Genomic DNA, 22,591 nt, shown 5'->3' on the forward strand with positions numbered 1-22,591 from the left:
GATGGCGGAGCATCGCTTCGCTACGCTCGCGCGCAAGCTGTTGAGCGGCAATCCAAACCGGGTGTGACTGGAGGACAATTACTTTCGCCCCTGCAACACGAGCCATGATTGGCTGCTCCTCTACCGGCGAAAACGGCCGAAGGCCATGCTCATAGCTTCAATCTCAGCAATTCTCGAAAGCCCTCGAAAGGGACCGAAGTCGCTAGCGTGGAGGACTTTCGTCCGCTATAGCGCAACGGTCGTGCACCCCTTCGCGTGGTCAGGAACGTGCGCTGCCTCGGTGCGTGCCGCTGGCCACGACGAGGTGTGCGACCCCGTCCGCAATTCCTGCGGCCAGCGCGTCGATGTCGGGCGCAGTGTCGTAGTCGGCGGTGATGCCGAAAACGAACTGGTCGGCGTAGCTGAGCATCGCCACGGCGGTACGAACGTTGAGAGCGATCGGCGGGATCGGAAGGATCTCCAGCACCCGCCGGCCCATCAGCTTCTGCCCTTCCCGGGGACCGGGAACGTTGGTGGCCACCGCGACCACTGCCTTTTGCGGAAGTCGGGACAGCAATCGGATGCCCCATGCGGTGAACGCGAACGGGACGTTCTTAGCCGCCGCAGTCAGCGCCGCGCCTCCTTCACGTTGGCCGCTGTCCTTGGCACGGGTAAGCCGACTGTGCACCAGCTGCAGCTGTTTCAGCGGGTCCGCCTCATCGACGGGCAGCAACGGCAGCATTGCCGAGACCTGGTTGTCGGCCATGTTGAAGTGATTGGTCGGACGGACCGAAACCGGCACAAGCGTGCGCAGCGAGTTGTGGCCGGGCCGCTCACCACGCTCCAGCAAGATCTTGCGGTAACTGTCGGTGATCGCCGCGAGCGCTACATCGTTGAGCGTCACGCCGAATGCCCGAGAAACCTCCTGCAGGTCAGCCAGCCGAACCCGGGCCACACTGTAGCGGCGCAGCGACGTAACCGGTCCGTTCAGCGACGAATCGGGCGCCGTGTTCAACACACCGGCCGTCAGCTCGACCGCTCCCATCGCCATGTGTTCGACCGCGGCTGCCGCGGCAAACGCGCTTCGTCCTATCCCGCTGACCCATTTCAGCGGGTTCAAGCTGATCTTCGGCAGGCCCAGCCCATGCCGGACCGGCTCCCTGGCTGCACGAATCGCGGTCGCGAAGCTGTCGCCGCCGCCGCTATCGCTGAACTTTGCCAGGATCTGCGTTGTCGCGATCCCATCGGCCATGCAGTGATGGACTTTGGTCAGAACGGCCCACCGGTCCCCGCTCAGCCCCTCGAAGATCCAGCACTCCCAGAGGGGTCGCTCGCGATCGAGCCGTCGTTCCATTACAGACGCGACCATCTCGAATAACGCCGCGTCGTCGCCGGGGTGCGGCAGGGCGAGACGATGCAGGTGCCGCGCGACGTCGAAGTGCGGGTCGTCCGCCCATTCGGGTGAGCCGAGATCTAGCGGGTGCGTCCGCAGGACCTGTCGGCAGCGCGGAATTTGCGGTGCCCGTTCGGCGAAGGTCGAAACGAACTCCTCGTAGCTCGGAGCAGGGCCTTCCATGATCGAGACGCTGCCGATCGCCAAACTCACGTGCGGATCGGAGTCTTCGACCTCGAGGAACGTGGCATCGAAAGCGCTCAAATGCTCCATCACGACACCGTCCTTGGTGGCGGTGGCTGGCGGTACAAGGCGGCACCGGCGGTGACGCCCGCACCGGCAACGACGAACAGTACGTGCGCACCCGCCGGCAGCCGAGCCGCCTGCCGCTCGAAGGCAGCCGCCAGGGCGCCGGTATGCATCCGTTCATCGTCAGCGACACCGATCTTCTCGATCGGCACCCCAAGCCGGAGGCTCAATGCGCTGCGGTAGACCGGCCGCGCGGGTGCGGCGACGATCATGTCGATATCGGAAAGCCGCACCGATTGCGCAGCCAGGCATGCTCGCGCCGCCTCCGCGGCCGCCGCGGCGAATCGGTCATCCATCACGGCCGACTGCTTGAACCTAAGAACGTTACGCGCGTCCGCGAATCCGACTGTTGCGGAGAATATTTCGTCACTATCTACCGCGTCGTTCACCCAGGAGACGTCGCTGAGACCATAGCTGTCGTCCGTCCATCCGCACAGCAGCACCGCACCGGCGGCCGAAAACGGAAAGTGCTCGCTCATGCCGTGACCCGGATCGGCATCACTGGCCACGACAAGGGCGCGGTGGATGCTGCGCGTTCGCAGAAATCCGTCGACGATCTGCAGCGCCGTCAGTAGTCCGCAGGAGCCGTTGGCGATATCGAAAGAGAAAGTCCCGTGTGCGTCGGCGTGCGGATCCTCGGCGTTGGCTCCGATGTCATCCTGAATAAGCGCGGCGAGCGCCGGCTCCCCCAGATTGCGATCGCGGTAAATCCCGGCGTTGACTACCAGATCCAACTCATTTGGCTCGCATCCGGCGTGCAGCAGACAGTCCTTGGCGACGCTGACCGCCAGGCGCAGCGCGCTGTGCCGGTCACGCCACCGCGAGTGCGCGACGTCGGCTCGTTCAATGACTGTGCCCATAACGGCTCACCAAATCCTCATCCACGGTCAGTAAGACCACGCCGATCTCTAGTCCCGAAGCCAACGCGAGCAGCGCAATCCTTTCTCCAGCCTCGATTCGTCCGGCCTCGAGTTCCTCGACGAGGGCCACCGTGTGGGTCGTCGACGCCGTGTTGCCGTACCGGTCGACGGTGATCACGGCGTCGTGCCGGGGACTGTCGCCAAACGACTCCGACATTCGGGCCATCCCCTTGCGGATGGCACGTGCGGAAGTCTGATGTGTGATGACATGGTCGATGTCGTGAATCGAAAGACCAACAGTGTCAAGTACTTCGTGCAGGAGCAGCGGAGTATTGGCGATCGCGGCCTTCTGAATGGCGCGGGAATTGGTGAACATCCGCGCGCCTGGATCGTGGCCCTTTGGATAGGCCAAGCAGAGTCGGCTGTAATCGGCGACCGTGGTGAACCCGGCGAGGGTGATCCCCGCCGAGCCGACGGGCGCGCGCTCCAACAGAAGTGCCGCGCCGGCATCACCGAGGGTCAGGCACGCCAGTTCTTTGCTCATGATGTTGCGGATATGGCGCGCCGCGTTGTGCCCGAGCTGGGAGATGTACTCTCCGCTGACCACCAGCCCGCGCTCGACGATGCCCTGCCGGATCCAATTGTTCAAAATCGTTACCCCGGTGAGCATCCCGGCGCATGCGTTCGACACATCGAACGTCATCGCCTGCGGCGCCCCAATCCCACGGGCTATCGCGCCGCTCATCGACGGCTCGAGCCATTGGGTCAGACCGCCACGAAGCTTGGTGATGCTACAGCTGATAACCACGTCAAGTGATGCCGGATCCTGTTGCGCGGTGGCAAGACAATTCAGTGCTGCCGAGGTGGCCAGGGTATAGGAATCCTCGTCTCCCACCGAAACGCGCCGCTCGTGAATCCCGGTCAATCGTTCCAGATCGATGTGGGTACGGTGGCGCGTGGTCGCCATCAATTCGTCTGTGGTCAGATGGGTCTGAGGCAAATGCCGGCCGGCACCTGCCAACCGGGCGACGAACGGTGATGGAGGGCCGTCGCCGGATGCCTCCATCACCAACCAATGCCGAGCCATCTGCCTTACTCCTGCGGTGAACGTGTGTTCAGTTATTCACGGCCACACGCTGATTCCAGCGGCGACCGACCGACGCCAGATGGCATGTGCCTGTTGGATGGTTTGCTCTAACGGCGCAGATGTGTCCAACGCACTCGCGGTGTCCCAGCCGTTGTGTTCGCGCGCCAGCGCTGCCGCGATTTCCGGCGTCACCTCGGAGTTACCTGGCCCGCGGGTCAGTATTCTCTTGGCAGCGGTCTCGACGCGTGCTACACACATGAGTTCCACGACAGCCGAGAACATCTCGGATGCGACCGAATAGGCGTAAGAACGTAGATGTGGGTCCCGCCAGGTACCGTCAAGGATGACTGAGTAACCATCACCGAGAAGCGCGCGGGCCCGATCCAGAGCCACCTCGTAGACGCGCCTGACGTTCCTGGACCGGTACAAGCCCCCATTCAGTATGCCCGCGCCCCCGGTGATGACGCCCGAATCTGCTAGCTCTCTACGTACGTTATCGGTCGAGATCACTTGCGCTCCAACCGTTTCGGCGAGCGCATGCGCGACGGTCGACTTGCCGGTTCCTGGATTCCCACCGACCAGCGCCATGCGGACGCTGCCGTGTTCTAGATGCCGGACGGCAATGGCCAGGTGCCGCCCCGCGTCTCTGGCGGCCTCCGGGTTGCCTTGTGACTGCCGAATGCAGTCAACCTTGGCTCTCACCACCGCGCGATACGCGATGTAGAAGTCCCACAACGATGTCGGCGCCCTGTCACCCGAGTGGACGATGTAGCGTTGGACGAAATAGTCACCAAGGTCTTTGCGGCCCATGAACTCCAGATCCATTGCCAAAAATGCCGCGTCGTCGATGCGGTCGATATGGCGCAGCTTGTCGTCGAATTCCAGGCAGTCGAGCAACGCCGGCTTGCCTTCAGCCCAAAATATGTCGTCGGCGAGCAGATCGCCATGGCCGTCGACGATGCATCCTTCTTCGACTCGACGGGAGAACAACGGGGCCCGACCCGAAACGAATTCAGCGGCAAGGCGCTGAACGCGCGCCAACAGCTTGAAGGATATCTCTGAAAACGGTTTGCCCACAAAGCTGTTCAGTTCCGATAAGTTCTGGCGCCAGCGCCCGTCAACCGCGGACAACTTGCCCTCGGCGCTGATCTCGAGGCTCCGCTCGGCGCGGGCGTGGAATCGGGCCAGCACGTCAGCGATGGTGTCCAGCACGTCGCGGGCCGCGTCGTCGGGGCCGCGAGTTATGAAGGAGGTCAGGCGGTCCTCTTCGCGGTAGCGCCGCATGACGACGATCGGTTCGGCCGGTCCTCCGCAGGGATCAGTGAGATGCGCAATGCCAAGATAGCTTTCAGGCGACAGTCGGCCGTTGAGCTCGATCTCTCGCAGGCATGCGCGTTCGCGCAGCTCGGTTGTTCGGAAATCCAGGAAGTGGGTCGCGATCGGCTTCTTTGCCTTGAAGGCGCGATCCCCGGCGAGCACCACCATGCCGGTGTGGGTTTCGCGGACATCGATGTGGGGCGACGCAACTGCCGCCGGCGCTTGGCTAGGCCGGTCAGCGGCGATCGTAACGTTCATGGCTCTACATTCCTGTCGACGAGGATTCGTTGGGGCTCTAGGAGTGACGCGCCACAACCACCGGCGGGTGGATCGAGTGAACGACCGCGTTGCTCACCGAACCCAGCTTCGCTTCCGACAAGGAGCCCCGGCCGTGGCTGCCGGCCCGGTCTCTGACGACGATTCCGTAGCGCTTCTCGAATGCGTCATTTCGCCCTCCATCCGTCATGGAAGACGCTATTGCCTGCGCGGTCGTCGATCATGAGGCTTTAGTCCTCATCTGGGTGGCCGATAGATGGCCGTGCAACGATCACCGGCATCCGGACCCCATGCAGGACCGCATTGCTGACCGAACCCAACAACGCGCCGGCCAAGCCACCTCGGCCGTGGCTGCCGACGACGACCAGCTGGGCAGACTCCGACTGCTCGATCAGCTGTCGAGCAGGTTGGTCGCACACGACAAGTCGATGCACCATTACGTCGGGGTAGCGTTCTTGCCAACCGGCAAGGCGTTCGGCCAGGATCTCCTCGGCCTGGGCCCGCACCGCGGGCCACTGCGGCTTTGGAAGTTCGAACAATCCGACGTCGCTCCACGCATGCAAAGCCGTTAGTTCGACGCCGCGCCGGGACGCTTCGTCGAAAGCAATCGCCGTCGCCAGCTCCGACGCTACAGAGCCGTCGACGCCCACCAACACAGGCGCGTCAAGCGGGTTCGGCATCGACGGATCTTCGTCACGGATGACCGCGACCGGGCACCTCGCGCTGCGTACCACGCCCGAGCTGACCGAGCCCAGGAACGTCCGGGCCAGTGCTCCGCGCCCGTTACTGCCCACGACGACCATCTCTGCCTGGCCGGATAATTCGACCAGCGCAGCAACCGGCGACGTAAACATCAGCTCTGTAGCGATATCGATGCGGCCATGGATCTTTGAGGCATCTTCGGCGATCTTCTCCGCCTCTTCGAGGATGCGACGTCCATAGTCTTCCTGCCATATCGGAGTATCTGCGGTGAGAGGCATCGGCGGCCACACCGGCGCGGCCAGGTTTACCATGTGGACCAAGGTCAACCCGACACCACGCAAAGTCGCGTCCCGCGCACCCCAGCAGACCGCGAAATCCGACGCGGGTGATCCGTCGACTCCGACGACGATTCCGTAACGCTTCTCGGACGCTGACATGGTTTCTCCTTCGTTCATCGAGAACGCTATGGTCCAAACACTCATCGGTCATGAGACTTTCGTCCCCAACTGCATGGACGAGAGACCCGCAACCGGCGAATAAGCTTGACCCGGAACGGTAGCCGCAAAGTCATCGAACTGGTCCCCCACGTTGCCTGGGACAATGGCGACAAATACGGGCCGAAGGGCCCTGCCGAGAATCAGTTAAGGCTCATAACATCACCGATGAAGCGGGGTTTCCCGCCCGCGTTGGTTTCGATCGGAGAATGCAATGAATCGTCCGCAATCATCGCAGCGGGTCGTCGTGGGTATCGACGGATCTGATGCCGCCATCAATGCGGCCAGATGGGCGGTGACCGAGGCGATCAGCCGAGACGTTCCCCTGCGTCTGGTTCATGCGATTCCCGAACGGGAGTCCGATGGCACCGCACGCGACGACAGCCTCGATCTCGAATACGGCGAAACAGCGCTCCGCGCCGCCTGCGCCGCGGTCAATGCGATGGGTAAGCAGGTCAAGGTCGAAACCGACCTGGTGCGCGGATCGATCGGGAACGCGTTGATCGACGAATCCGCCCACGCGGCAATGGTTTGCCTGGGCTCGATCGGGATCGGACGGGTCGCCCGCAGAGTACTCGGCTCGACCGCTGCAACCGTCGCCGAGAATGCACATTGCCCGGTGGCGATCATCCGTCACAACCGCGACGGCGAAGACGTCGGCTCGGGTTGGGTTGCCGTCGTCGTCGACGACAAACCCGACAACGACGCTGTGCTCGAGCACGGTTTCAGGGAAGCGCGCCTACGCGACGCACCGGTCTTGGCGATGGGAGTCTGGCGTTGGGGGTTAGGTGAAATCCCGTATTCTCAACTGGATCAGCGCCTCAGCGCGTGGGTGTCTGAGTATCGTGAGGTGCACGTCCTTCCGGCAGCCGCGCGAAGTGGAGCCGCTGAATTCCTGTCCAGCACAACAGAACCCGTACAACTAGCGGTGGTCGATAGCTCGGACGCCGACAAGGTCGCCAGTATGGTGGGTCCGGTCAACCCCCATTTTGGACACACCGGATGCTCGGTCCTCGTCGTGCGCCCATGACAAGTCGATCGTCAGTGTGGGTCTAACCCGCCCTCACGTACGGGCATCGCAGCCACCAACGGTGTGTCGACACCGAGCGGACCAACATTGGCAGACCCACCCGGGCAGCCAAGTGGCGCAACATGACCCGGGAGCGGACGACTGAAGAAGGAGGCGTTGTCGTCCAGGTGCTGCGACTGGTCGGCGGGCAGATCTCCCTCCCAGTAAATCGCGTCCATACGGCATGCCGGCTTGCATGCTCCGCAGTCCACGCATTCGTCGGGATTGATATACATCGCCCGGGCGCCCTCGTAGATGCAGTCGACGGGGCACTCCTGAACACAGGATTTGTCCAGCACGTCCACGCAGTCGGCGCCGATCACATACGTCATGGATTTGACGCTAGCGAGCCAACTTTAGATCCGCACTCGGCGGATGGCCTCAACATCGAGGACCAAGGACCCTCCCCGAACGCGTCTAGTCACCCCGGACGACAATCACCGGAACGGTTGCCGATTGCGCGACATGGGAGCTGACCGATCCCAGCAGCATGCCGGCAAAGCCCCCACGCCCGTGGCTTCCGACCACCACCAGCTGCGCGTGCTTCGATTCCTCTAGCAGCCATCTGGACGGCAGATCACAGCAGAGGACTCGCTTCACGTGCACATCCGGATACTGTTCTTGCCAACCGGCGAGGCGTTCGGCAAGTATCTCCTCCCCGTTGGCCTCGCTATCCCGCCAGTCCATGCCGAGCATCGGAAACACCCCGACGTCGCTCCACGCATGCAGCGCCACCAAACCAACCCCTCGACGCGAGGCCTCGTCAAAAGCCAACGCGGTCGCCGCTTCCGAGGCCGGTGAACCATCGACGCCGACGAGCACGGGAGCGGTGGGATCAGGAGCCGCATCACCATCGGAATGAATGACCGCGACCGGGCAATGCGCATGGTGGACCAGCGATGTGGTGATTGAGCCGAGCAGTAGCCGCCCCAACGCGCCAAGGCCCTGGCTGCCAGCGACAATCATCCGGGCGTCCTTGGATGCCTCAATCAGTGCGGGAGCGACGTTGGAATAGACCATCTCGGTGCGTATTTCGGGTGCCTCGAACTTGCCCAGGCTGGCGCTGACCGTTTTTTGGGCCTGGTCGATGACGTGCTGTCCGGCCTCCTTCTGCCAGCCCGGCATTTCGTCGTACAGTTGGCCGACCGGGAAGCCGACAACGATGGGCGCAACGGCATGCATCAACGTGATAGCGGTGCCGCGCATACCCGCCTCGCGGGTCGCCCAGGCCACCGCAACGTCGGATGCCTCCGATCCGTCGACGCAGACCAGAATTCCGTGTTTCTTTGTTGTTTGCGACATTTCGTGCTCCTAGCTATGAAATCGCATGCGCGCCTGAAGGCAAGTCCTCGAAGACATCTGGTAACTCGACCTCGACGTGGTGAATTGCTCCGTAATACGTTGGCTTACAACGCCAGCCAAGATCGAACAGCACGGTGAGCATGAGGTGATTCTCGCTCAAAATATCGGCTATGAATCGAGAAATTCCGTGAGCGCGCGCGACCTGCGCGAGATGCTTGAGTAAGGCTGTTCCTACGCCGAGCGAGTGATCGTCATGGGCGACCACCACTGCCACTTCGGCGGCTTCGGGATCATCGCGGACGACATAATGTGCCACACCGATCAATCGACCGGCGTCGAATGCGCCGAGGGAGTACCGATCGCGCGAAGGCTCGGTAATCGTTTGGACGAGGTGCTCGAGATCGATGCGGTTCAGCGTGAAGAAACGGTAATAGCGCTCAAACTCGGTGAGGTGCTGATGAAGCGCCAACGTCGTATCGGCGTCTTGAGCGCTGAGTCGTCGCAGGGCCACCAGCCGCCCGTCGAGCAGTCGAGCCGTGGCGGCGTACTCCGCCAACTGATGACTCATGCGCCCTCCTCAGGACCGGCCACCGACACGCGCGCTTCGCTTTGACACGAGGGTATTCGCGGTCCGCTCTGTCCGGCAGGGCCGTTGGACTCCACTGCGGCGCCATTGGTCCATGAGTCCCCTGGCGTCAGGGACGTCGCCGGGTATCAGTGATCGGTCAAGGGTGCGGTCCAGCAGACTCGGGTACCGCCACCCGGCGCGTTGCTGATCTCGCAGCGACCGCCGACCTGTTCGGCGCGGTACAGCATATTCGCCAGGCCGCTGCGGCGGGGATTGTCAACGGGTATGCCACAACCGTTGTCGACGATGTCAATCGTCAGCATGTCTCCGACATGGACCTCGATCGTGAGACGTGAAGCGCCAGAGTGGCGAACCGCGTTGCTGACGGCTTCGGCGGTCACTGCCTCCGCGTGGTCGGCGAGATCGCCGCCGATAGCGGTCATCGGTCCGTGCATTCGCACGGTCGTGACGATGTCGCGGCCCTCGGTGAGGTCGGCAACGGCTCGTTGAATGCGATTCCGAAAGCCACCGCCATTTCCGGACGGCGACTTCAGCTGGAAGATAGTCGTGCGGATCTCCTCGATGATCGTCTGGAGATCGTCGAGGGTGCGGTTCAGCCGGTCGGCAACCTCGGTGGAACGCACCCGGGCGACCGTGCCCTGTAGGTCCATCCCCGCCGCGAATAGCCGTTGGATGACATGGTCATGCAAGTCGTGGGCAATGCGCTCTCGCTCGGCCACCAGCGTCAGTTGGCGCGTGTTTTCGCGACCCGCCGCCAGCATCAGCGCTATCGCGGCGTGTGTTGCGAAATCGCTGACCAGGTCGAGGTAGGTGTCATCGAACGGTTGTCGCTGCGAGCCGCGGGCGACGACAATCACCCCGGCGACCTGGTCGTGGGCGCGCAGCGGCATCAAGATTGCGCTTCGCTGCCCTACGTCGGTGAATGCCTGGATGGGGTAACTCAGGGCTTCGGTGATCAGTGGTTCACCGGAGCGGAACACCGCGCCACTGGTGGAAGCATCCACTGGAATCCGTTGGCCGATGACCTCTGAGGCGTTCAGTCCTACGGCTGCAGAGATGACCAGCGTGTCAATTTCGTCTATCGGTAATTCTTCATCGTCCGGAACAAGCACGATCGCCTGTTCGGCTTCGGTTAGCGCACAAGCTTTTTCGGCGATTATCTGCAACGGAGTCCGGCTGGGCCCGACGGTAGACAGAAGCGCGGTGGTGATTTCGCGGCTTGCCGCCATCCACTTCGCCGCCGTGCGCTCACGCTCAAAGAGTTGTGCGTTGTCGATGGCGACCGCCGCCGCGAACGCCAGTGCTCGAGCTGCCATTTCGTCGGATTCGGAGAATAAGCAACCCGGCTCGTCGTGGGTGAGATAGAGGTTGCCGAATATCTTTCCCCGGATGGTGATCGGCACGCCGAGGAAGGCTTGCATCGCAGGATGGTGCTCGGGGAACCCAACCGCGGCCGGGTGCTGTGTCAGGTCATCCAAACGCAGAGCCGGCGTGTCGAACAGCGACAGGCTGAGAACTCCCTTGCCAACCGGCAGATGACCGATTCGTCGCGTGTGGTCGACATCGATTCCTTCGTGAACAAACGAGATCAACATTCCATCGCGGTCACGGATCGCCAGGGCGCCGTACGGCGCAGAGGTCAGCTTCCGAGCCGCGACGACGACGCGACGCAGGGTTGCGTCGAGATCGTCGAGATCGGAGCCGATCTCGACGATCACCTGAAGCAGCCGCTCCATCTGATCGCGCGAAGCCAGCAACTCGTCGAGTTGCTGGTGCATCCTGCTGACCAGCCCACGCTGGCCAAGTCCCGCAAACGCCGAGCCACTATCGTCGCTGGCCATTCGCCTGACACCTCCGGCAATTCAGCCCCCCCGGCAGCCACGTGTTGTCCAACGAACGACTACACCGCGAGCAACACGAAAAGGCCGTTGCCAAGCTTAGTCGTATCGAGATGGCAACCCAACAAGTCAACGCTGCCTAACCCGTGCGGGCCAGTCTAGCTGCGGTAACGCGCCTGTCAGGCTACGTACTCGTGGTCGGCGGCGTGGGTCGTTGGTCCAGCTTCGAGGCGAATACCGCTGCCTGGGTCCGCCGCTCCATGCCGAGCTTGGCCAGCAACCGGGATACGTAGTTCTTCACCGTCTTCTCGGCCAGGAACATTCGTGCGGCGATCTGCCGGTTGGTCAATCCCTCGCTGAGCAGCCCGAGCAGGGTTCGCTCGCGGTCGGTCAATCCCGACAGCGGATCCTTCTGCTCGGCGTTGCCCCGGAGCTTCGCCATCAAGGCGGCGGCCGCCCGGTTGTCGAGCAGTGACTTCCCGGCACCGACGTCCTTGATTGCCTGCGCCAATTCCATGCCCCTGATGTCTTTGACGACATAACCGCTGGCGCCGGCCAGGATCGCCTCGAGCATCGCCTCATCAGAGGTGAACGATGTCAACATCAGGCAGCGCAACTCAGGAAGGTCAGACAACAGGTCGCGGCACAATTCGATGCCATTGCCGTCCGGAAGGCGCACGTCGAGCACTGCGACGTCGGGTTGCAACGCGGGTATTCGGACCAGCGCTTCTGATACGGAGCCCGCGTCGCCGATGACCTCGAGCTCGGGGTCAGCTGCCAGCAGGTCGGCAAGTCCGCGACGAACGACTTCGTGGTCGTCGACCAGGAATACCTTTACCATTGCGAGTCCTTCCTGCCCCTGCCTCAATATCGCACATCATCGATAATCGCCAAGGTTGACGCGCAATTCAAATGCCAGGGTATTGAGCCGGCGGCGTTTGCGGAGGGGCCGTTAGACCTCTGGTGCGCTAACCACCCGTCCCAGGCGAGGCTCATATCGCCGAAAACCGTTGATTCGCAGAGGGTGTCACAAGAAGCGCCCCATGCGATCCCAATGACACCAATACGACCAAATCCGTTGACTTTTCGTTACAAGCCGGACGGGTATGTTTCCGGCGTTTCGCCGGCGATCCACAGACTCGTCGGCTCCAGCGGTTCGAGTGCTCGAGTCCGGTCGATATGGATCATCGCGTCGAACTGGTCCGCGGGCCGAACATGGAAGTAATGACTTTGCCGCTCCGTTTCCGGCCGATAGATGACCCCGATGGCACGCCCCAACCGAACGGCGCTGAGCGGATCGGCGGCTTCCGGGCTGAGGTCTGCCGACACCAGGAAGGAGCTTCGACCCGTCTCGTGTAGCAGTTCTTCGATGCTGCCGTTCAGCGCGGGCCGCACAGCTTTGCGTTCCGCGATTCCGCCCCAATCGCTCGCGGCGGTCACGGTGCCTGCGTACGTACTGAATCCGATCAGGCGTGATTCATCGCCATATCGCTGCCGGACCAGTTGCCCCAGCGTGAGTTGTCCTTCCGAGAACACCTCGGTGGCCCGCGCGTCGCCCACATGAGAGTTGTGCGCCCACACCACTATTCGAGCAGGTGGAGCGCCGTCGTGACGGTCCTGGTGCCTCAACAGCGCGTCGAGAGTCTCGGCCATGTGCTTGTCGCGCAGGTTCCACGAGTTCACCCGACCGCTGAACATCGCACGGTAGTACTCCTCGGCGTTGCGCACCGTGTGTGCATTTTGCTGGGCGTAGAAAAGCTCGTCCTCGGCAAGCAGCCCGCCCCGGCGCGCATAGGCCAAGGCGTTGCGCTGCATGTCAACCAGCTGTTCGACTGCTTCGCTTTCGCACGACGGACCGGCCCCGAACGCCGCCGCGAAGCCGTAGGCCTGACCATCATCCGCCGAAGCATGATCGAAGCATGCGTAACGATTTCGGGCTCGCATCGCCGCCTTCGGGTCGACTCTATCCAGGTAGGTCACCACTTCCTGGATGGACCGATGCAGGCTGTAGAGGTCAAGTCCGTAAAAGCCGGCCTGCCGCTGACGTCCTGACTCGCACTGCTGGTTGCGTACGCGCAGCCAGTCGACGAAGTCGCGAACGACCGTGTTGCGCCACATCCAGGCCGGAAATCGTTCGAACCCGAGCAACGCTGCGTCGGCCGTCTCGTCCACGCCGAGACCCCGCACGTACCGATTCACCCGATACGCATCGGGCCAGTCGGCCTCGGCGGCTACAGCACAGAATCCCTTCTCGTCGATCAGCCATTTCGTTATGGTTGCCCGAGCCTCGTAAAACTCGTGCGTCCCATGCGAACTCTCGCCGATCAGCACGATTCGAGCGTCACCTATCAACTCCTCCAGCGTCGCGCGCGGCGGAACACCCGACGGAGCATCGATGGCCACGCTGCTGAGCACCTCGGCAGCCGTCAGCACCCGTGCCGGCGTTGTCGATCGATCCGTCGTCGCAGTGGCGAGCAGCTGGTGAACCTCGTCGTCCGTGACCTGCCGAAAATCCCAGAACGACTCCCCCACCGCGAGGAATGGGGTGGGCATACTCGCGCAGACCACATCGTCCACCAGGCCGGCGAATTCCCGGCAGGTAGATTCCGGGGCCGCCGGCACCGCGATTACGAGCTGAGCGGGCTCAGATTCGCGGAGCGCTTGTACCGCCGCGAACATGCTTGCGCCAGTGGCTAACCCGTCGTCGACGAGGATAACCGTCTTGCCGGTCACGTCGAGGGGCGGGCGTCCGCCGCGATATGCGGCCTCACGCCGGACCAGCTCCCGGCCTTCACGCTCAGCAACGGCACGCAATTGTCCCGGCGAGATCTGCAAGGCCCGAATCACGTCGTCGTTGACCACCACTCGGCCACCGCTTGCCAACGCCCCGACCGCGAACTCTTCATGCCCGGGAGCGCCGAGCTTTCGCACGATAAAGGCGTCCAACGGTGCGTGCAGCGCTGCCGCCACCTCCCATGCCACCGGTAGGCCGCCCCTGGCCAGCCCGAGGACGACGACGTTGGGTTGGTCGCGGTAGGCGCTCAAGAGGTTTGCCAGCACCCGGCCTGCCTCGCGACGGTCGCGGAACACCCGGCGCGGCGAGCGCCGGGTGATATCAGCTGCTCTAGTCATCACATACCTGTGTCAGTTCGCGGATTGCACCGTGACGCGGCGTTCGGTTGCCTTCGGCTCCAAAACCGCCATCGAAACTGTCAAGATGCCCTTGTCGTAGGTGGCTTGGATGTTGTCTTCGTCAGCGCCCGCCGGCAACGACACGGTCCGAACGAACGACCCGTAAGAGAACTCCGAGCGTCCATCAAAATCCTTCTTCTCGGTGCGCTCGGCCTTGATGCTCAGTTGCCCCTCGCGCACTGTGATGTCGATGTCCTTAGCCGGGTCGACCCCCGGCAGCTCCGCGCGCACGATGTAGCGGCCGTCCTTCATCTCGTCCTCCAGCCGCATCACACGGGTGTCGAAGGCGGGGCGCAATCCGGCCATCGTGGGAAGGCCTGCGAACAGTTCTGACAGGTCAGGAAAGATCGACGCGGGGTGGCGCCGAACGGCAAGAGTGTTCATCGCTGTCTCCTAGATTGCGAGGATTACTGGTGATGCCTATCCGACCAGTCGGCCGAAATGTGGGAAAGAGGCTGAAGTCCCAAAGGTCGTAGGTCGTTTGTCAGCGCTCCCGCTGGAGGCGTCCGCTGCGACGAGTGCGTTCAGCGGGCAGGACGCTGGAAACCGACTACAAGCAAGGACAAGTCGCTTTCCCGCAGAGCTGCCGCACCGGGAGTGCCGAGCAATTGCTCGACTGCCTCGGTCTGGGCGGCGCCGACGACGACCAACTGAATGGCTTCGGCATGCGCGGCAAGGTAGTCGACCAAGGACACTTGCAGAATAACCGTGTCGATGTCGACTTCGGGGTAGTTGTCCGTACAACGCTTCAGCTGCGAGTCATCGGATCGCGGCGGCGTCGATATCAGCGCCCGCAGTGGGACGCCGCGATGGCGGGCCTCGTGAATAGCCAGCTCGAGAACATCCATGCCATCCGGCGATTCGTCTACGAACGCAACGATCAAACGGTCGGCCGTGTCGCGAGGATCTCCCCGGACGATGGCCACCGAACAGTGGCTCGATTGCGCGAGTTCTTTCGCAGTCGAACCCAGCCAGATGTTCGGGCGCATCGAGGCCCCGGTGTCTCCGACACACAGCAACGTCGTGGCACGCGAAGCAGCGATGAGTGCCGCCACCGGTGCGCCGTCGACGATCTCAGTTTCGACCTTGACCGGCTTGCCGATCTGTTGAACCGCGTCGTATGCGTCGCGGACGAGCTGCTCTGCCGCGGCCACGGCCAGGCGCGCTTGCCGCGGACTGGCATTGTCGTTGCTCTTGGTGACGTAGAGCAGACGCAGCGGAATGTCGGTCCCGGCGACTTCATCGACCGCCCACCGAGCGGCTCGGATCGCGGCTGCCGAACCGTCCACCCCAACGACGACGGACTTCGGTGGGTACCGATCAAACATGAGAACTCCTGGCGACCAGTAGCGATGAGAGATGCTCTTCAGGACGCTACGGAGTCGGGGCCTGGCAGATCAGAGGCGTTGGTCCTCATCTGTGGGTCCGTTCGGCGGACGAGGGTTGACGCAACTTTTGGGACTTCGGGCCCTACCAGCGGACGCGGCGAGCTGATCGGATTGCGCCATTGCGATGTCCGCTCTTTTACTGCGCCACGGGACTATTCGCTCTCATATCGCGGGAAGGATTAACAGAGATGGTGACAATCCTCGACCACGTCCGGGTCTTCAACAAGCGTCTACTCAATCCACTGATGCTGCACCTGGCCGGGCGAAAGCACTGGTATGCGTCGGTGATTGAGCACACCGGCCGGAGTTCGGGCGCGCATTATGCGACTCCGGTAGCCACGGAACGGGTGTCGGACGGGTTCATCATTCCGCTGCCCTATGGGGTCGACGTCGATTGGCTCCGGAATGTCCTTGCCGCCGGCCACGCGACCATCCGGGCTGATGGGCAAAGCTATCGAGTAGTCGAACCCGAAGTTATCTCCGCCGCGTCGGCAACCCCCCAGCTTCGGCCCGAGCGGCGACGCACCTATGACCTGTTCAGAATAAAAAATTACCTCAAGGTGAAGTCCGAACAGACCTAAACCCGCTGCCCGCCAATCCTTTCCGATGTGTAGCCATCCTAGCTACGAATCTCCAACACCTCGTCCACCGGTTTGCGCGGCGTCGGTTCGGGAGCCGGCTCGCCCTCCGGTTCGATGCCGACTCTGATCAACACCTGCGGTACCGCAGCGAGACCGGTTGCGAGGTCGCGGATCATGTCCCGGCTGGCTTCCAGCTCCGTGACGTGGGTGACGGGGCAGGTGGCCAATCCGGCCATCGTGCACTCCAGCAGGATCGCCGACAGCGCCTCGCCGCAGTTGAGGGCATCGACACGAGCATCGCCGACCGTCGACAACATGAGAATCTTCGCTTGGTCGTAAGTGCCCGCAGAGCTGCGCTCGTTCGACGGATCAACCGGGAACCGGCGGTTCACGTCGACCCTCCGATCATCGGACTCCGACGGCAGTGCACTTTGCGGTATTCCTTCCGATCCCTCTGCCAGCCCTGTCCACCAACGCAACTCGGCGTGATACAGGTCGTCATAACGACGCAAGGCTTCGGTGAGTCGCGCTGCCTCGGCGAGTCGCGGTCGCACCTCCGCGGGCAGTACATCCAAACTGACCAAGTCATTGTCGAACGAGCTGCGCAGCACGGGTTCGAACGACGCCCAGTGCTTCGGCGCACCAAACGGTAATCGGTTGGTCCGGCGACGCAGTATCGCGTTCGCGCGGTCACGCCGAGCCGGCGCCACGTAGTCGACCGGCGCAAAATTGACGGTTGCCAAGTGGTCGAGATCGTTCGGGTTGGGGAACTGATCGACATTCGTCGCCCACCCACCGGCGGCCATCGCAGTGCGAAAGTGATCGAGCGCAGCGCCGCAGCTGATAATCGCTTCGCGACCCGAACTGTCGGCTGCACGTACTTTTTGCTCGGGATCAACGAACAGATCGACACTGTCGCGGTGGGCAATCCAATGCCAAGGCTGGCTGTTGTGCAGCGAGGGTGCATGGCAGGCCAGCTCGACTGCCGTCGTGATCACCTTCGTATCGGCCAGCGTTTCCGCCATTGTCGCCGCCCTTCATCCGGTCTGGCTAAGACCCTCGTGCCCGCAGACGGTTGATGCCAGAGTCCTTGGTCCCCGGCGCCAGGTCATTGGACCTTCGAGAGGCCGCCGGCCCGTGCGGGCTCGTCGCAAGCCGCCCTTGCATTCGACGACAAAGCGCGTGCCGACTGATGACCTTCGTCTCTAGTGCGTGCGTGAGTCGCGGCAAACGATGAAGACGCCCACCAACCGAAAGAGGCGGTCATGACCGCGGATGTGATTCATAAAACGCCCCGCGACCACCTTGTCGAGCCCAACTTGTTGGACTACGAGCAGGCACGCGCAAAATTCCGTTGGGCCGACGTTCCCAACCTCTGCGGCGAGATGGGTCCGGGCGGCTGCAACCTCGCTTATGCCGCCGTCGACCGACACGCGGCAGGCCCGGCCGCCAAACGCACCGCCCTGCGCTTCCTCACCGACCAGGGCTGCGACAGTGCGATCGCCACGCGGGATCTCAGCTACGCCGAACTCGCCCGCCTTGCCGGACGCTTCACGGGGGTGTTGCGGGCGCTCGGTATCGACAAAGGCAATCGGGTGTTCACGATCATGGGCCGCGTCCCCGAGCTCTACATCACGATGCTCGGTGCACTGCGTAACGGCAGCGTCGTTTCGCCACTGTTTTCAGCGTTCGGCCCCGAACCAATCGCCACCCGAGTGAATATCGGACAAGCCGATGTGTTGGTCACCACCAAGGCGATTTATCAGCGCAAGATCGCCAAGATCCGCGAAAGTATGCCCTCCGTTCGGCACATCCTCGTCGTCGACGACGGAGCCGGCGGCCAACTACCCGGAACGCTCAACTTCTGGGACCGGATGCATGCCGCCGACGAAACACCGATCGAACCGACGACCGCCGAGGATCCGGCGCTGCTGCACTTCACCAGCGGCACCACCGGGACGCCCAAGGGCGCCATGCATGTGCACGGGGCCGTTGCGATGCACTACATCACGGGTCTGTATGCGCTGGACCTCCATCCCGACGACATCTATTGGTGCACCGCGGATCCCGGTTGGGTCACGGGAACGTCCTACGGCATCATCAGTCCACTGCTGCACGGCGTCACCTCCATCGTCGACGAAGCGGAGTTCGACGCCGAGCGATGGTACGGACTTCTGCAGGATCAGGGCGTCTCGGTGTGGTACACGGCACCGACCGCAATCAGGATGCTGATCAAGGCCGGGCCGGAAATGCCGGCGCAATACCACTTTCCGCGACTGCGATTCATCGCCAGCGTGGGTGAGCCGCTCAACCCCGAAGCAGTCTGGTGGGGAAAGCGGGTGCTGGGCTTGCCGATTCACGACAATTGGTGGCAGACGGAAACGGGCGGCATTATGATCGCCAACACCCCCGCATTCGACATCAAGCCGGGTTCGATGGGCCGGCCGCTGCCCGGTGTGGATGCATACATAGTGCGCCACAACGACAATGGCACGACTTCGCGCATCGACGAGCCGGGGGTCGAGGGCGAACTCGCGCTCAAACCGGGATGGCCGTCGATGTTCCGCGGCTATCTACATGCCGAGGACCGATACCGAAAGTCCTTTGCGGACGGGCTTTACCTGACGGGAGATCTCGCCAAGAAAGATGCCGACGGCTACTTCTGGTTCGTCGGACGCAAAGACGACGTGATCAAGTCGGCGGGACATCTCATCGGTCCGTTCGAGGTTGAAAGCGCGCTCACCGACCATCCCGCGGTCGCCGAAGCCGCTGTCATCGGCAAGCCCGACCCGACAGTCGGGGAAATCGTGAAAGCCTTCGTCACTCTGAAGAATGGCATGGTAGGTGACGAAGACTTGCGCCTGGAATTGCTCGGCCACGCGCGCAAGCGGCTCGGGGCCGCGGTGGCACCCAAAGAGATCGAATTCGCAGATGCGTTGCCCCACACGAGCAGCGGCAAAATTATGCGTCGCCTGCTCAAGGCTCGCGAACTTGGCCTGCCCGAGGGTGATACCTCGACCATCGAGCGTCAAGCTGACCGCCGCGCCGAGGGAGTGCCGTCATGACCGATACAAAGCTGGCCCATGAACTCCTGTCGGACATGATTCGCGTGCGCCGAATGGAAGAGAAGTGCGCGGAACTCTACAGCGCGGCCAAAATTCGTGGATTCCTGCATCTGTATGTCGGGGAAGAGGCCGTCGCCGCTGGGTCACTGCGCGCACTGGCCGACGATGACGCGGTCGTCGCAACCTACCGCGAGCATGCACACGCACTGCTGCGCGGCATCCCGATGACCTCGATCATGGCCGAAATGTTCGGCAAGCAGGAGGGCTGCTCACGCGGACGCGGAGGGTCGATGCACCTTTTCGATGCGTCCAAACGGTTCTACGGCGGTAATGCGATCGTCGCCGGTGGTCTACCGCTCGCGGTCGGCATCGCTCTCGCCGACGCCATGTTGCAGCAGAAGCGGGTGACCGCCTGCTACTTCGGTGACGGTGCGGTGGCCGAGGGCGCATTTCACGAGTCGCTCAACATGGCCGCGCTATGGAACCTGCCGGTGTTGTTCTGTTGCGAGAACAATCTTTACGCCATGGGAACTGCCTTGGAGCGCGCACAATCGCAGACCGATCTCACCGTCAAGGCGGCGTCGTACCAAGTTCCCACGCTGGCCGTCGACGGCATGGATGTGGAGGCGTGCCACGCGGCCGCCCAGCAGGGTGTCGATCACGTGCGCGACACCGGCGGGCCGTTTTTTATCGAGTTCCGCACTTATCGGTTCCGCGCGCATTCAATGTTCGATCCAGAACTGTATCGGGATAAGGCCGAGGTCGCGCGGTGGCGCGAACGTGACCCGATCCGGTCGTTTACCGAGCAATGCGTGCGCGGTGGCGTGCTCTCCGACGCCGACGTGCAGGAGATCGAAGATGCCGCCGCAGCCGAGATCGAGGCGGCGGTGGCGTTCGCCGAGGCCGGAACGTGGGAAGATGTGGCAGATCTCGAGCGCGACGTGCTGACCCTGGAGTCGTCGCGATGAAGACCAGCTACCGGACCGCTGTGCACGACGCCCTTCGCGATGCCCTGCGCGACGATCCGCGTGTGGTGGTGATGGGCGAAGACGTCGGACGTTACGGCGGAACTTACGCCGCCTCCAAAGGGTTACTGGAAGAATTCGGTCCCGACCGCGTGCGCGACACACCGCTTTCGGAATTGGGGTTCGTCGGTATCGGAATCGGCGCGGCAATCAACGGCTTACGCCCAATCGTTGAAGTCATGACGGTGAATTTCAGCCTGCTGGCGCTCGACCAGATCGTCAACACCGCTGCGGCCCTTCGCCACATGTCGGGCGGACAGTTCTCGGTACCGCTCGTCGTCCGAATGGCGACGGGGGCCGGGCGTCAGCTCGCGGCCCAGCACTCGCACAGCCTCGAGCCGTGGTACGCCCACATCCCGGGCATCAAAGTGCTGGCACCGGCCACCGTCGAAGATGCCTACGGCATGCTCGCCCCGGCCCTGGCAGATCCAGATCCGGTGGTGATCTTCGAACACGTCCAGCTTTACAACACCTCATCCGATATCGATGTTCTTGCCACGACCGACATCTCGCGGGCGGCCATCCGTCGCAAGGGCACCGACGTCACGCTGATCGCCTACGGCGGCTGTCTTCCCAAGGCGCTCGACGCCGCCAACGAGTTGTCGCTGACCGGAATCGACTGCGAGGTCATCGATTTGCGGGTCTTGCGGCCGCTTGACGATGACGCATTTCTCGAATCTGTGCGCAAGACACATCGGGCGGTCGTGATCGACGAAGCTTGGCGCAGTGGCAGTCTGGCGGCCGAGATCACGGCGCGGATCATGGAAGAAGCGTTCTACGACCTCGATGCCCCGGTTGCTCGCGTGTGCAGCGCTGAGGTTCCCGTGCCATATGCGAAGCACCTCGAGCAGGCCGCCTTACCCCAGCCGCAGAAGATCGTCGCGGCCGTGCAGAACCTGTTCGGCGAACGGCAATGATCGAGTTCAAAATGCCGGCACTTGGGGCCGACATGGACGAGGGCACACTCGACGAGTGGCTGGTCAAGCCCGGCGACAAGGTAACCCGAGGCCAAATCGTGGCGGTCGTCGACACCACCAAAGCCGCAGTCGAAATCGAATGCTGGCAGGAAGGCACGGTCAACGAATTGCTGGTGCCGGTCGGCGAAACCGTCCAAGTGGGAACGGTATTGGCGACCCTGCTGGAACGTGATGAGACCGCGGTGAAGTCGCCGCGGCGGCGGCGGCATCCGACGAAAGCAGCGGCCAGACCGGCAACGCCTGCAGACACGGCGACCGGGGTGATCACTGCGCCGTCCGTCTTGCAGCGACGTCGTTGGGTGTCACCCGCGGCCCGACGGCTGGCCCAAACTCTCGGCGTCGATCTCGATACCGTAACCGGCACCGGTCCGCAGGGGGCGGTCACCATAGGCGACGTAGAGCACGCAGTTGCGCCAAAAGAGCCGGCGCAACCGATAAGCAAGCCGACCTCCAAGCCCACCGCCGCCGACCGTGCCGGACAGATGCGAAGGTCGATCGCGGCCGCCATGAGCCGCGCGAAGCGCGAGATTCCGCACTATTACCTCGCCCAGGAAATCCTGCTGGACAGCTCGATGTCCTGGCTTACGACGCGAAATGCGCAACGTTCGATCGACGAACGCGTACTGCCTGCCGCGTTATTGCTCAAGGCGGTTGGCGTCGCCGCGCAGCGGTTCGGCGAGTTCAACGGGTTCTGGCGCGACGACGGATTCCAGCCCGGGACCGGAGTTCATGTTGGCGTCGGAATCTCGCTGCGCGGCGGCGGTCTCGTCGCGCCGGCGATTCATGACGTTCCGGACAAGAAGCTTGACGAATTGATGCATGACCTCGCCGACCTCGTGGCACGGGCGCGCTCCTTCTCACTGCGAAGCTCAGAGATGTCCGACCCGACCATCACCGTCACCAACCTGGGCGACCAGGGCGTCGATACGGTCTTCGGCGTGATCTACCCACCACAGGTAGCGATCGTCGGTTTCGGCAGGCCGACTCAACGAGTCGCTGTCATTGACGGCGGCATCCGGGTCGTCACCGCTGTCGAAGCGACGCTTGCAGCCGACCATCGCGCGAGTGACGGTCACCGAGGTGCGTTGTTCCTCGGCGCAATCAATGACCTGCTGCAGCAGCCCGACCTCTTGGAGAAGTGATGAGCC

General features: G+C 63.0%; 21 protein-coding genes. 6 read left to right on the top strand and 15 right to left on the bottom strand.

Translation table 11 applies throughout. The features are described from left to right. Positions 1-259: 259 nt before the first annotated feature. The 6 genes from MJO58_RS15200 to MJO58_RS15225 are packed head-to-tail and all read right to left on the bottom strand — an operon-like array spanning position 260 to position 6,360. A complete protein-coding gene (locus MJO58_RS15200) occupies positions 260-1,645 on the bottom strand; it encodes a WS/DGAT/MGAT family O-acyltransferase (protein WP_239723294.1) in 1,386 nt (461 codons plus the stop codon). Next, positions 1,645-2,541, bottom strand: coding sequence for a beta-ketoacyl-[acyl-carrier-protein] synthase family protein (locus MJO58_RS15205; RefSeq protein WP_090602863.1), 897 nt, complete (start codon positions 2,539-2,541; stop codon positions 1,645-1,647). Before MJO58_RS15205 ends, MJO58_RS15200 begins: the two co-directional genes overlap by 1 nt. Then, positions 2,525-3,628: a 3-oxoacyl-ACP synthase III family protein gene (locus MJO58_RS15210; RefSeq protein WP_434086238.1), complete on the bottom strand. Its 1,104-nt coding sequence runs from the start codon at positions 3,626-3,628 to the stop codon at positions 2,525-2,527. The genes MJO58_RS15205 and MJO58_RS15210 overlap by 17 nt, the downstream gene beginning before the upstream one ends. A 36-nt stretch (positions 3,629-3,664) precedes the next feature. Further along, entirely contained in the window at positions 3,665-5,203 is a 1,539-nt protein-coding gene (locus MJO58_RS15215; RefSeq protein WP_239719930.1) for a bifunctional aminoglycoside phosphotransferase/ATP-binding protein, read from the bottom strand. A gap of 37 nt (positions 5,204-5,240) precedes the next feature. Beyond that, positions 5,241-5,411: a universal stress protein gene (locus MJO58_RS28940; RefSeq protein ID WP_434086239.1), complete on the bottom strand. Its 171-nt coding sequence runs from the start codon at positions 5,409-5,411 to the stop codon at positions 5,241-5,243. A gap of 40 nt (positions 5,412-5,451) precedes the next feature. Beyond that, entirely contained in the window at positions 5,452-6,360 is a 909-nt protein-coding gene (locus tag MJO58_RS15225) for a universal stress protein (protein ID WP_090609096.1), read from the bottom strand. Between the two features lie 271 nt (positions 6,361-6,631). On the opposite strand from MJO58_RS15225, the gene MJO58_RS15230 reads away from it, so the two are divergent. Beyond that, entirely contained in the window at positions 6,632-7,447 is an 816-nt protein-coding gene (locus MJO58_RS15230; RefSeq protein ID WP_239719931.1) for a universal stress protein, read from the top strand. A gap of 11 nt (positions 7,448-7,458) precedes the next feature. On the opposite strand, the gene fdxA is transcribed toward MJO58_RS15230, so the two are convergent. The 8 genes from fdxA to MJO58_RS15270 form a co-directional block, all read right to left on the bottom strand. Continuing rightward, on the bottom strand, positions 7,459-7,818 hold the full coding sequence (gene fdxA, locus MJO58_RS15235; protein ID WP_090602875.1) for a ferredoxin: 360 nt from the start codon (positions 7,816-7,818) through the stop codon (positions 7,459-7,461). 85 nt (positions 7,819-7,903) lie between these two features. After that, positions 7,904-8,788, bottom strand: a complete 885-nt coding sequence (locus MJO58_RS15240) for a universal stress protein (protein WP_239719932.1) — start codon at positions 8,786-8,788, stop codon at positions 7,904-7,906. Positions 8,789-8,801: 13 nt separating this feature from the next. Continuing rightward, positions 8,802-9,356: a GNAT family N-acetyltransferase gene (locus MJO58_RS15245; RefSeq protein ID WP_239719934.1), complete on the bottom strand. Its 555-nt coding sequence runs from the start codon at positions 9,354-9,356 to the stop codon at positions 8,802-8,804. A gap of 146 nt (positions 9,357-9,502) precedes the next feature. Further along, positions 9,503-11,155 carry a GAF domain-containing sensor histidine kinase gene (locus MJO58_RS15250; protein ID WP_239723296.1) on the bottom strand — a complete coding sequence of 551 codons (1,653 nt, stop codon included), beginning with the start codon at positions 11,153-11,155 and terminating at the stop codon, positions 9,503-9,505. 244 nt (positions 11,156-11,399) lie between these two features. Next, positions 11,400-12,056, bottom strand: a complete 657-nt coding sequence (dosR, locus tag MJO58_RS15255; protein WP_090602886.1) for a hypoxia response regulator transcription factor DosR/DevR — start codon at positions 12,054-12,056, stop codon at positions 11,400-11,402. 248 nt (positions 12,057-12,304) lie between these two features. Further along, positions 12,305-14,347, bottom strand: coding sequence for an erythromycin esterase family protein (locus MJO58_RS15260; RefSeq protein ID WP_239719936.1), 2,043 nt, complete (start codon positions 14,345-14,347; stop codon positions 12,305-12,307). Positions 14,348-14,359: 12 nt separating this feature from the next. Then, entirely contained in the window at positions 14,360-14,791 is a 432-nt protein-coding gene (locus MJO58_RS15265; RefSeq protein ID WP_090602893.1) for an Hsp20/alpha crystallin family protein, read from the bottom strand. Positions 14,792-14,931: 140 nt separating this feature from the next. Beyond that, positions 14,932-15,735 (bottom strand): universal stress protein, encoded by an 804-nt coding sequence (locus tag MJO58_RS15270; RefSeq protein ID WP_090602895.1) that lies wholly within the window; start codon positions 15,733-15,735, stop codon positions 14,932-14,934. A gap of 248 nt (positions 15,736-15,983) precedes the next feature. Between MJO58_RS15270 and MJO58_RS15275 the strand changes: the two genes are divergently transcribed. Then, complete coding sequence (locus MJO58_RS15275; protein ID WP_090602897.1) at positions 15,984-16,376, top strand: PNPOx family protein; 393 nt, start codon at positions 15,984-15,986, stop codon at positions 16,374-16,376. Between the two features lie 38 nt (positions 16,377-16,414). Here MJO58_RS15275 and MJO58_RS15280 read toward each other — a convergent pair whose 3' ends face one another. Continuing rightward, the gene (locus MJO58_RS15280) at positions 16,415-17,401 is read right to left on the bottom strand and encodes an Acg family FMN-binding oxidoreductase (protein ID WP_090602900.1); all 987 of its coding nucleotides are present in this window, start codon (positions 17,399-17,401) and stop codon (positions 16,415-16,417) included. Between the two features lie 240 nt (positions 17,402-17,641). Between MJO58_RS15280 and acsA the strand changes: the two genes are divergently transcribed. The 4 genes from acsA to MJO58_RS15300 are packed head-to-tail and all read left to right on the top strand — an operon-like array spanning position 17,642 to position 22,585. Then, complete coding sequence (acsA, locus tag MJO58_RS15285; RefSeq protein ID WP_090602903.1) at positions 17,642-19,441, top strand: acetate--CoA ligase; 1,800 nt, start codon at positions 17,642-17,644, stop codon at positions 19,439-19,441. Then, positions 19,438-20,409, top strand: a complete 972-nt coding sequence (pdhA, locus tag MJO58_RS15290; RefSeq protein ID WP_090602905.1) for a pyruvate dehydrogenase (acetyl-transferring) E1 component subunit alpha — start codon at positions 19,438-19,440, stop codon at positions 20,407-20,409. The genes acsA and pdhA overlap by 4 nt, the downstream gene beginning before the upstream one ends. Continuing rightward, a complete protein-coding gene (locus MJO58_RS15295; protein ID WP_239719937.1) occupies positions 20,406-21,383 on the top strand; it encodes an alpha-ketoacid dehydrogenase subunit beta in 978 nt (325 codons plus the stop codon). The genes pdhA and MJO58_RS15295 overlap by 4 nt, the downstream gene beginning before the upstream one ends. Continuing rightward, on the top strand, positions 21,380-22,585 hold the full coding sequence (locus MJO58_RS15300) for a dihydrolipoamide acetyltransferase family protein (RefSeq protein WP_239719939.1): 1,206 nt from the start codon (positions 21,380-21,382) through the stop codon (positions 22,583-22,585). Before MJO58_RS15295 ends, MJO58_RS15300 begins: the two co-directional genes overlap by 4 nt. Positions 22,586-22,591 lie beyond the last annotated feature (6 nt).

The sequence above is a fragment of the Mycobacterium lentiflavum genome (genome assembly GCF_022374895.2).
GTDB classification, from domain to species: Bacteria; Actinomycetota; Actinomycetes; order Mycobacteriales; family Mycobacteriaceae; genus Mycobacterium; species Mycobacterium lentiflavum.

Coding starts and splice junctions, on each gene's coding strand:
- MJO58_RS15225 (WP_090609096.1), bottom strand. CDS start 6,360: ATGTCAGCGTCCGAGAAGCGTTACGGAATCGTCGTCGGAGTCGACGGA.
- MJO58_RS15295 (WP_239719937.1), top strand. CDS start 20,406: ATGAAGACCAGCTACCGGACCGCTGTGCACGACGCCCTTCGCGATGCC.
- MJO58_RS15275 (WP_090602897.1), top strand. CDS start 15,984: ATGGTGACAATCCTCGACCACGTCCGGGTCTTCAACAAGCGTCTACTC.
- fdxA (WP_090602875.1), bottom strand. CDS start 7,818: ATGACGTATGTGATCGGCGCCGACTGCGTGGACGTGCTGGACAAATCC.
- dosR (WP_090602886.1), bottom strand. CDS start 12,056: ATGGTAAAGGTATTCCTGGTCGACGACCACGAAGTCGTTCGTCGCGGA.
- MJO58_RS15250 (WP_239723296.1), bottom strand. CDS start 11,155: ATGCACCAGCAACTCGACGAGTTGCTGGCTTCGCGCGATCAGATGGAG.
- MJO58_RS15200 (WP_239723294.1), bottom strand. CDS start 1,645: ATGGAGCATTTGAGCGCTTTCGATGCCACGTTCCTCGAGGTCGAAGAC.
- MJO58_RS15210 (WP_434086238.1), bottom strand. CDS start 3,628: ATGGCTCGGCATTGGTTGGTGATGGAGGCATCCGGCGACGGCCCTCCA.
- MJO58_RS15240 (WP_239719932.1), bottom strand. CDS start 8,788: ATGTCGCAAACAACAAAGAAACACGGAATTCTGGTCTGCGTCGACGGA.
- MJO58_RS15300 (WP_239719939.1), top strand. CDS start 21,380: ATGATCGAGTTCAAAATGCCGGCACTTGGGGCCGACATGGACGAGGGC.
- MJO58_RS15260 (WP_239719936.1), bottom strand. CDS start 14,347: ATGACTAGAGCAGCTGATATCACCCGGCGCTCGCCGCGCCGGGTGTTC.
- MJO58_RS15270 (WP_090602895.1), bottom strand. CDS start 15,735: ATGTTTGATCGGTACCCACCGAAGTCCGTCGTCGTTGGGGTGGACGGT.
- MJO58_RS15205 (WP_090602863.1), bottom strand. CDS start 2,541: ATGGGCACAGTCATTGAACGAGCCGACGTCGCGCACTCGCGGTGGCGT.
- MJO58_RS15265 (WP_090602893.1), bottom strand. CDS start 14,791: ATGAACACTCTTGCCGTTCGGCGCCACCCCGCGTCGATCTTTCCTGAC.
- MJO58_RS15230 (WP_239719931.1), top strand. CDS start 6,632: ATGAATCGTCCGCAATCATCGCAGCGGGTCGTCGTGGGTATCGACGGA.
- acsA (WP_090602903.1), top strand. CDS start 17,642: ATGACCGCGGATGTGATTCATAAAACGCCCCGCGACCACCTTGTCGAG.
- MJO58_RS15245 (WP_239719934.1), bottom strand. CDS start 9,356: ATGAGTCATCAGTTGGCGGAGTACGCCGCCACGGCTCGACTGCTCGAC.
- MJO58_RS15280 (WP_090602900.1), bottom strand. CDS start 17,401: ATGGCGGAAACGCTGGCCGATACGAAGGTGATCACGACGGCAGTCGAG.
- MJO58_RS28940 (WP_434086239.1), bottom strand. CDS start 5,411: ATGACGGATGGAGGGCGAAATGACGCATTCGAGAAGCGCTACGGAATC.
- pdhA (WP_090602905.1), top strand. CDS start 19,438: ATGACCGATACAAAGCTGGCCCATGAACTCCTGTCGGACATGATTCGC.
- MJO58_RS15215 (WP_239719930.1), bottom strand. CDS start 5,203: ATGAACGTTACGATCGCCGCTGACCGGCCTAGCCAAGCGCCGGCGGCA.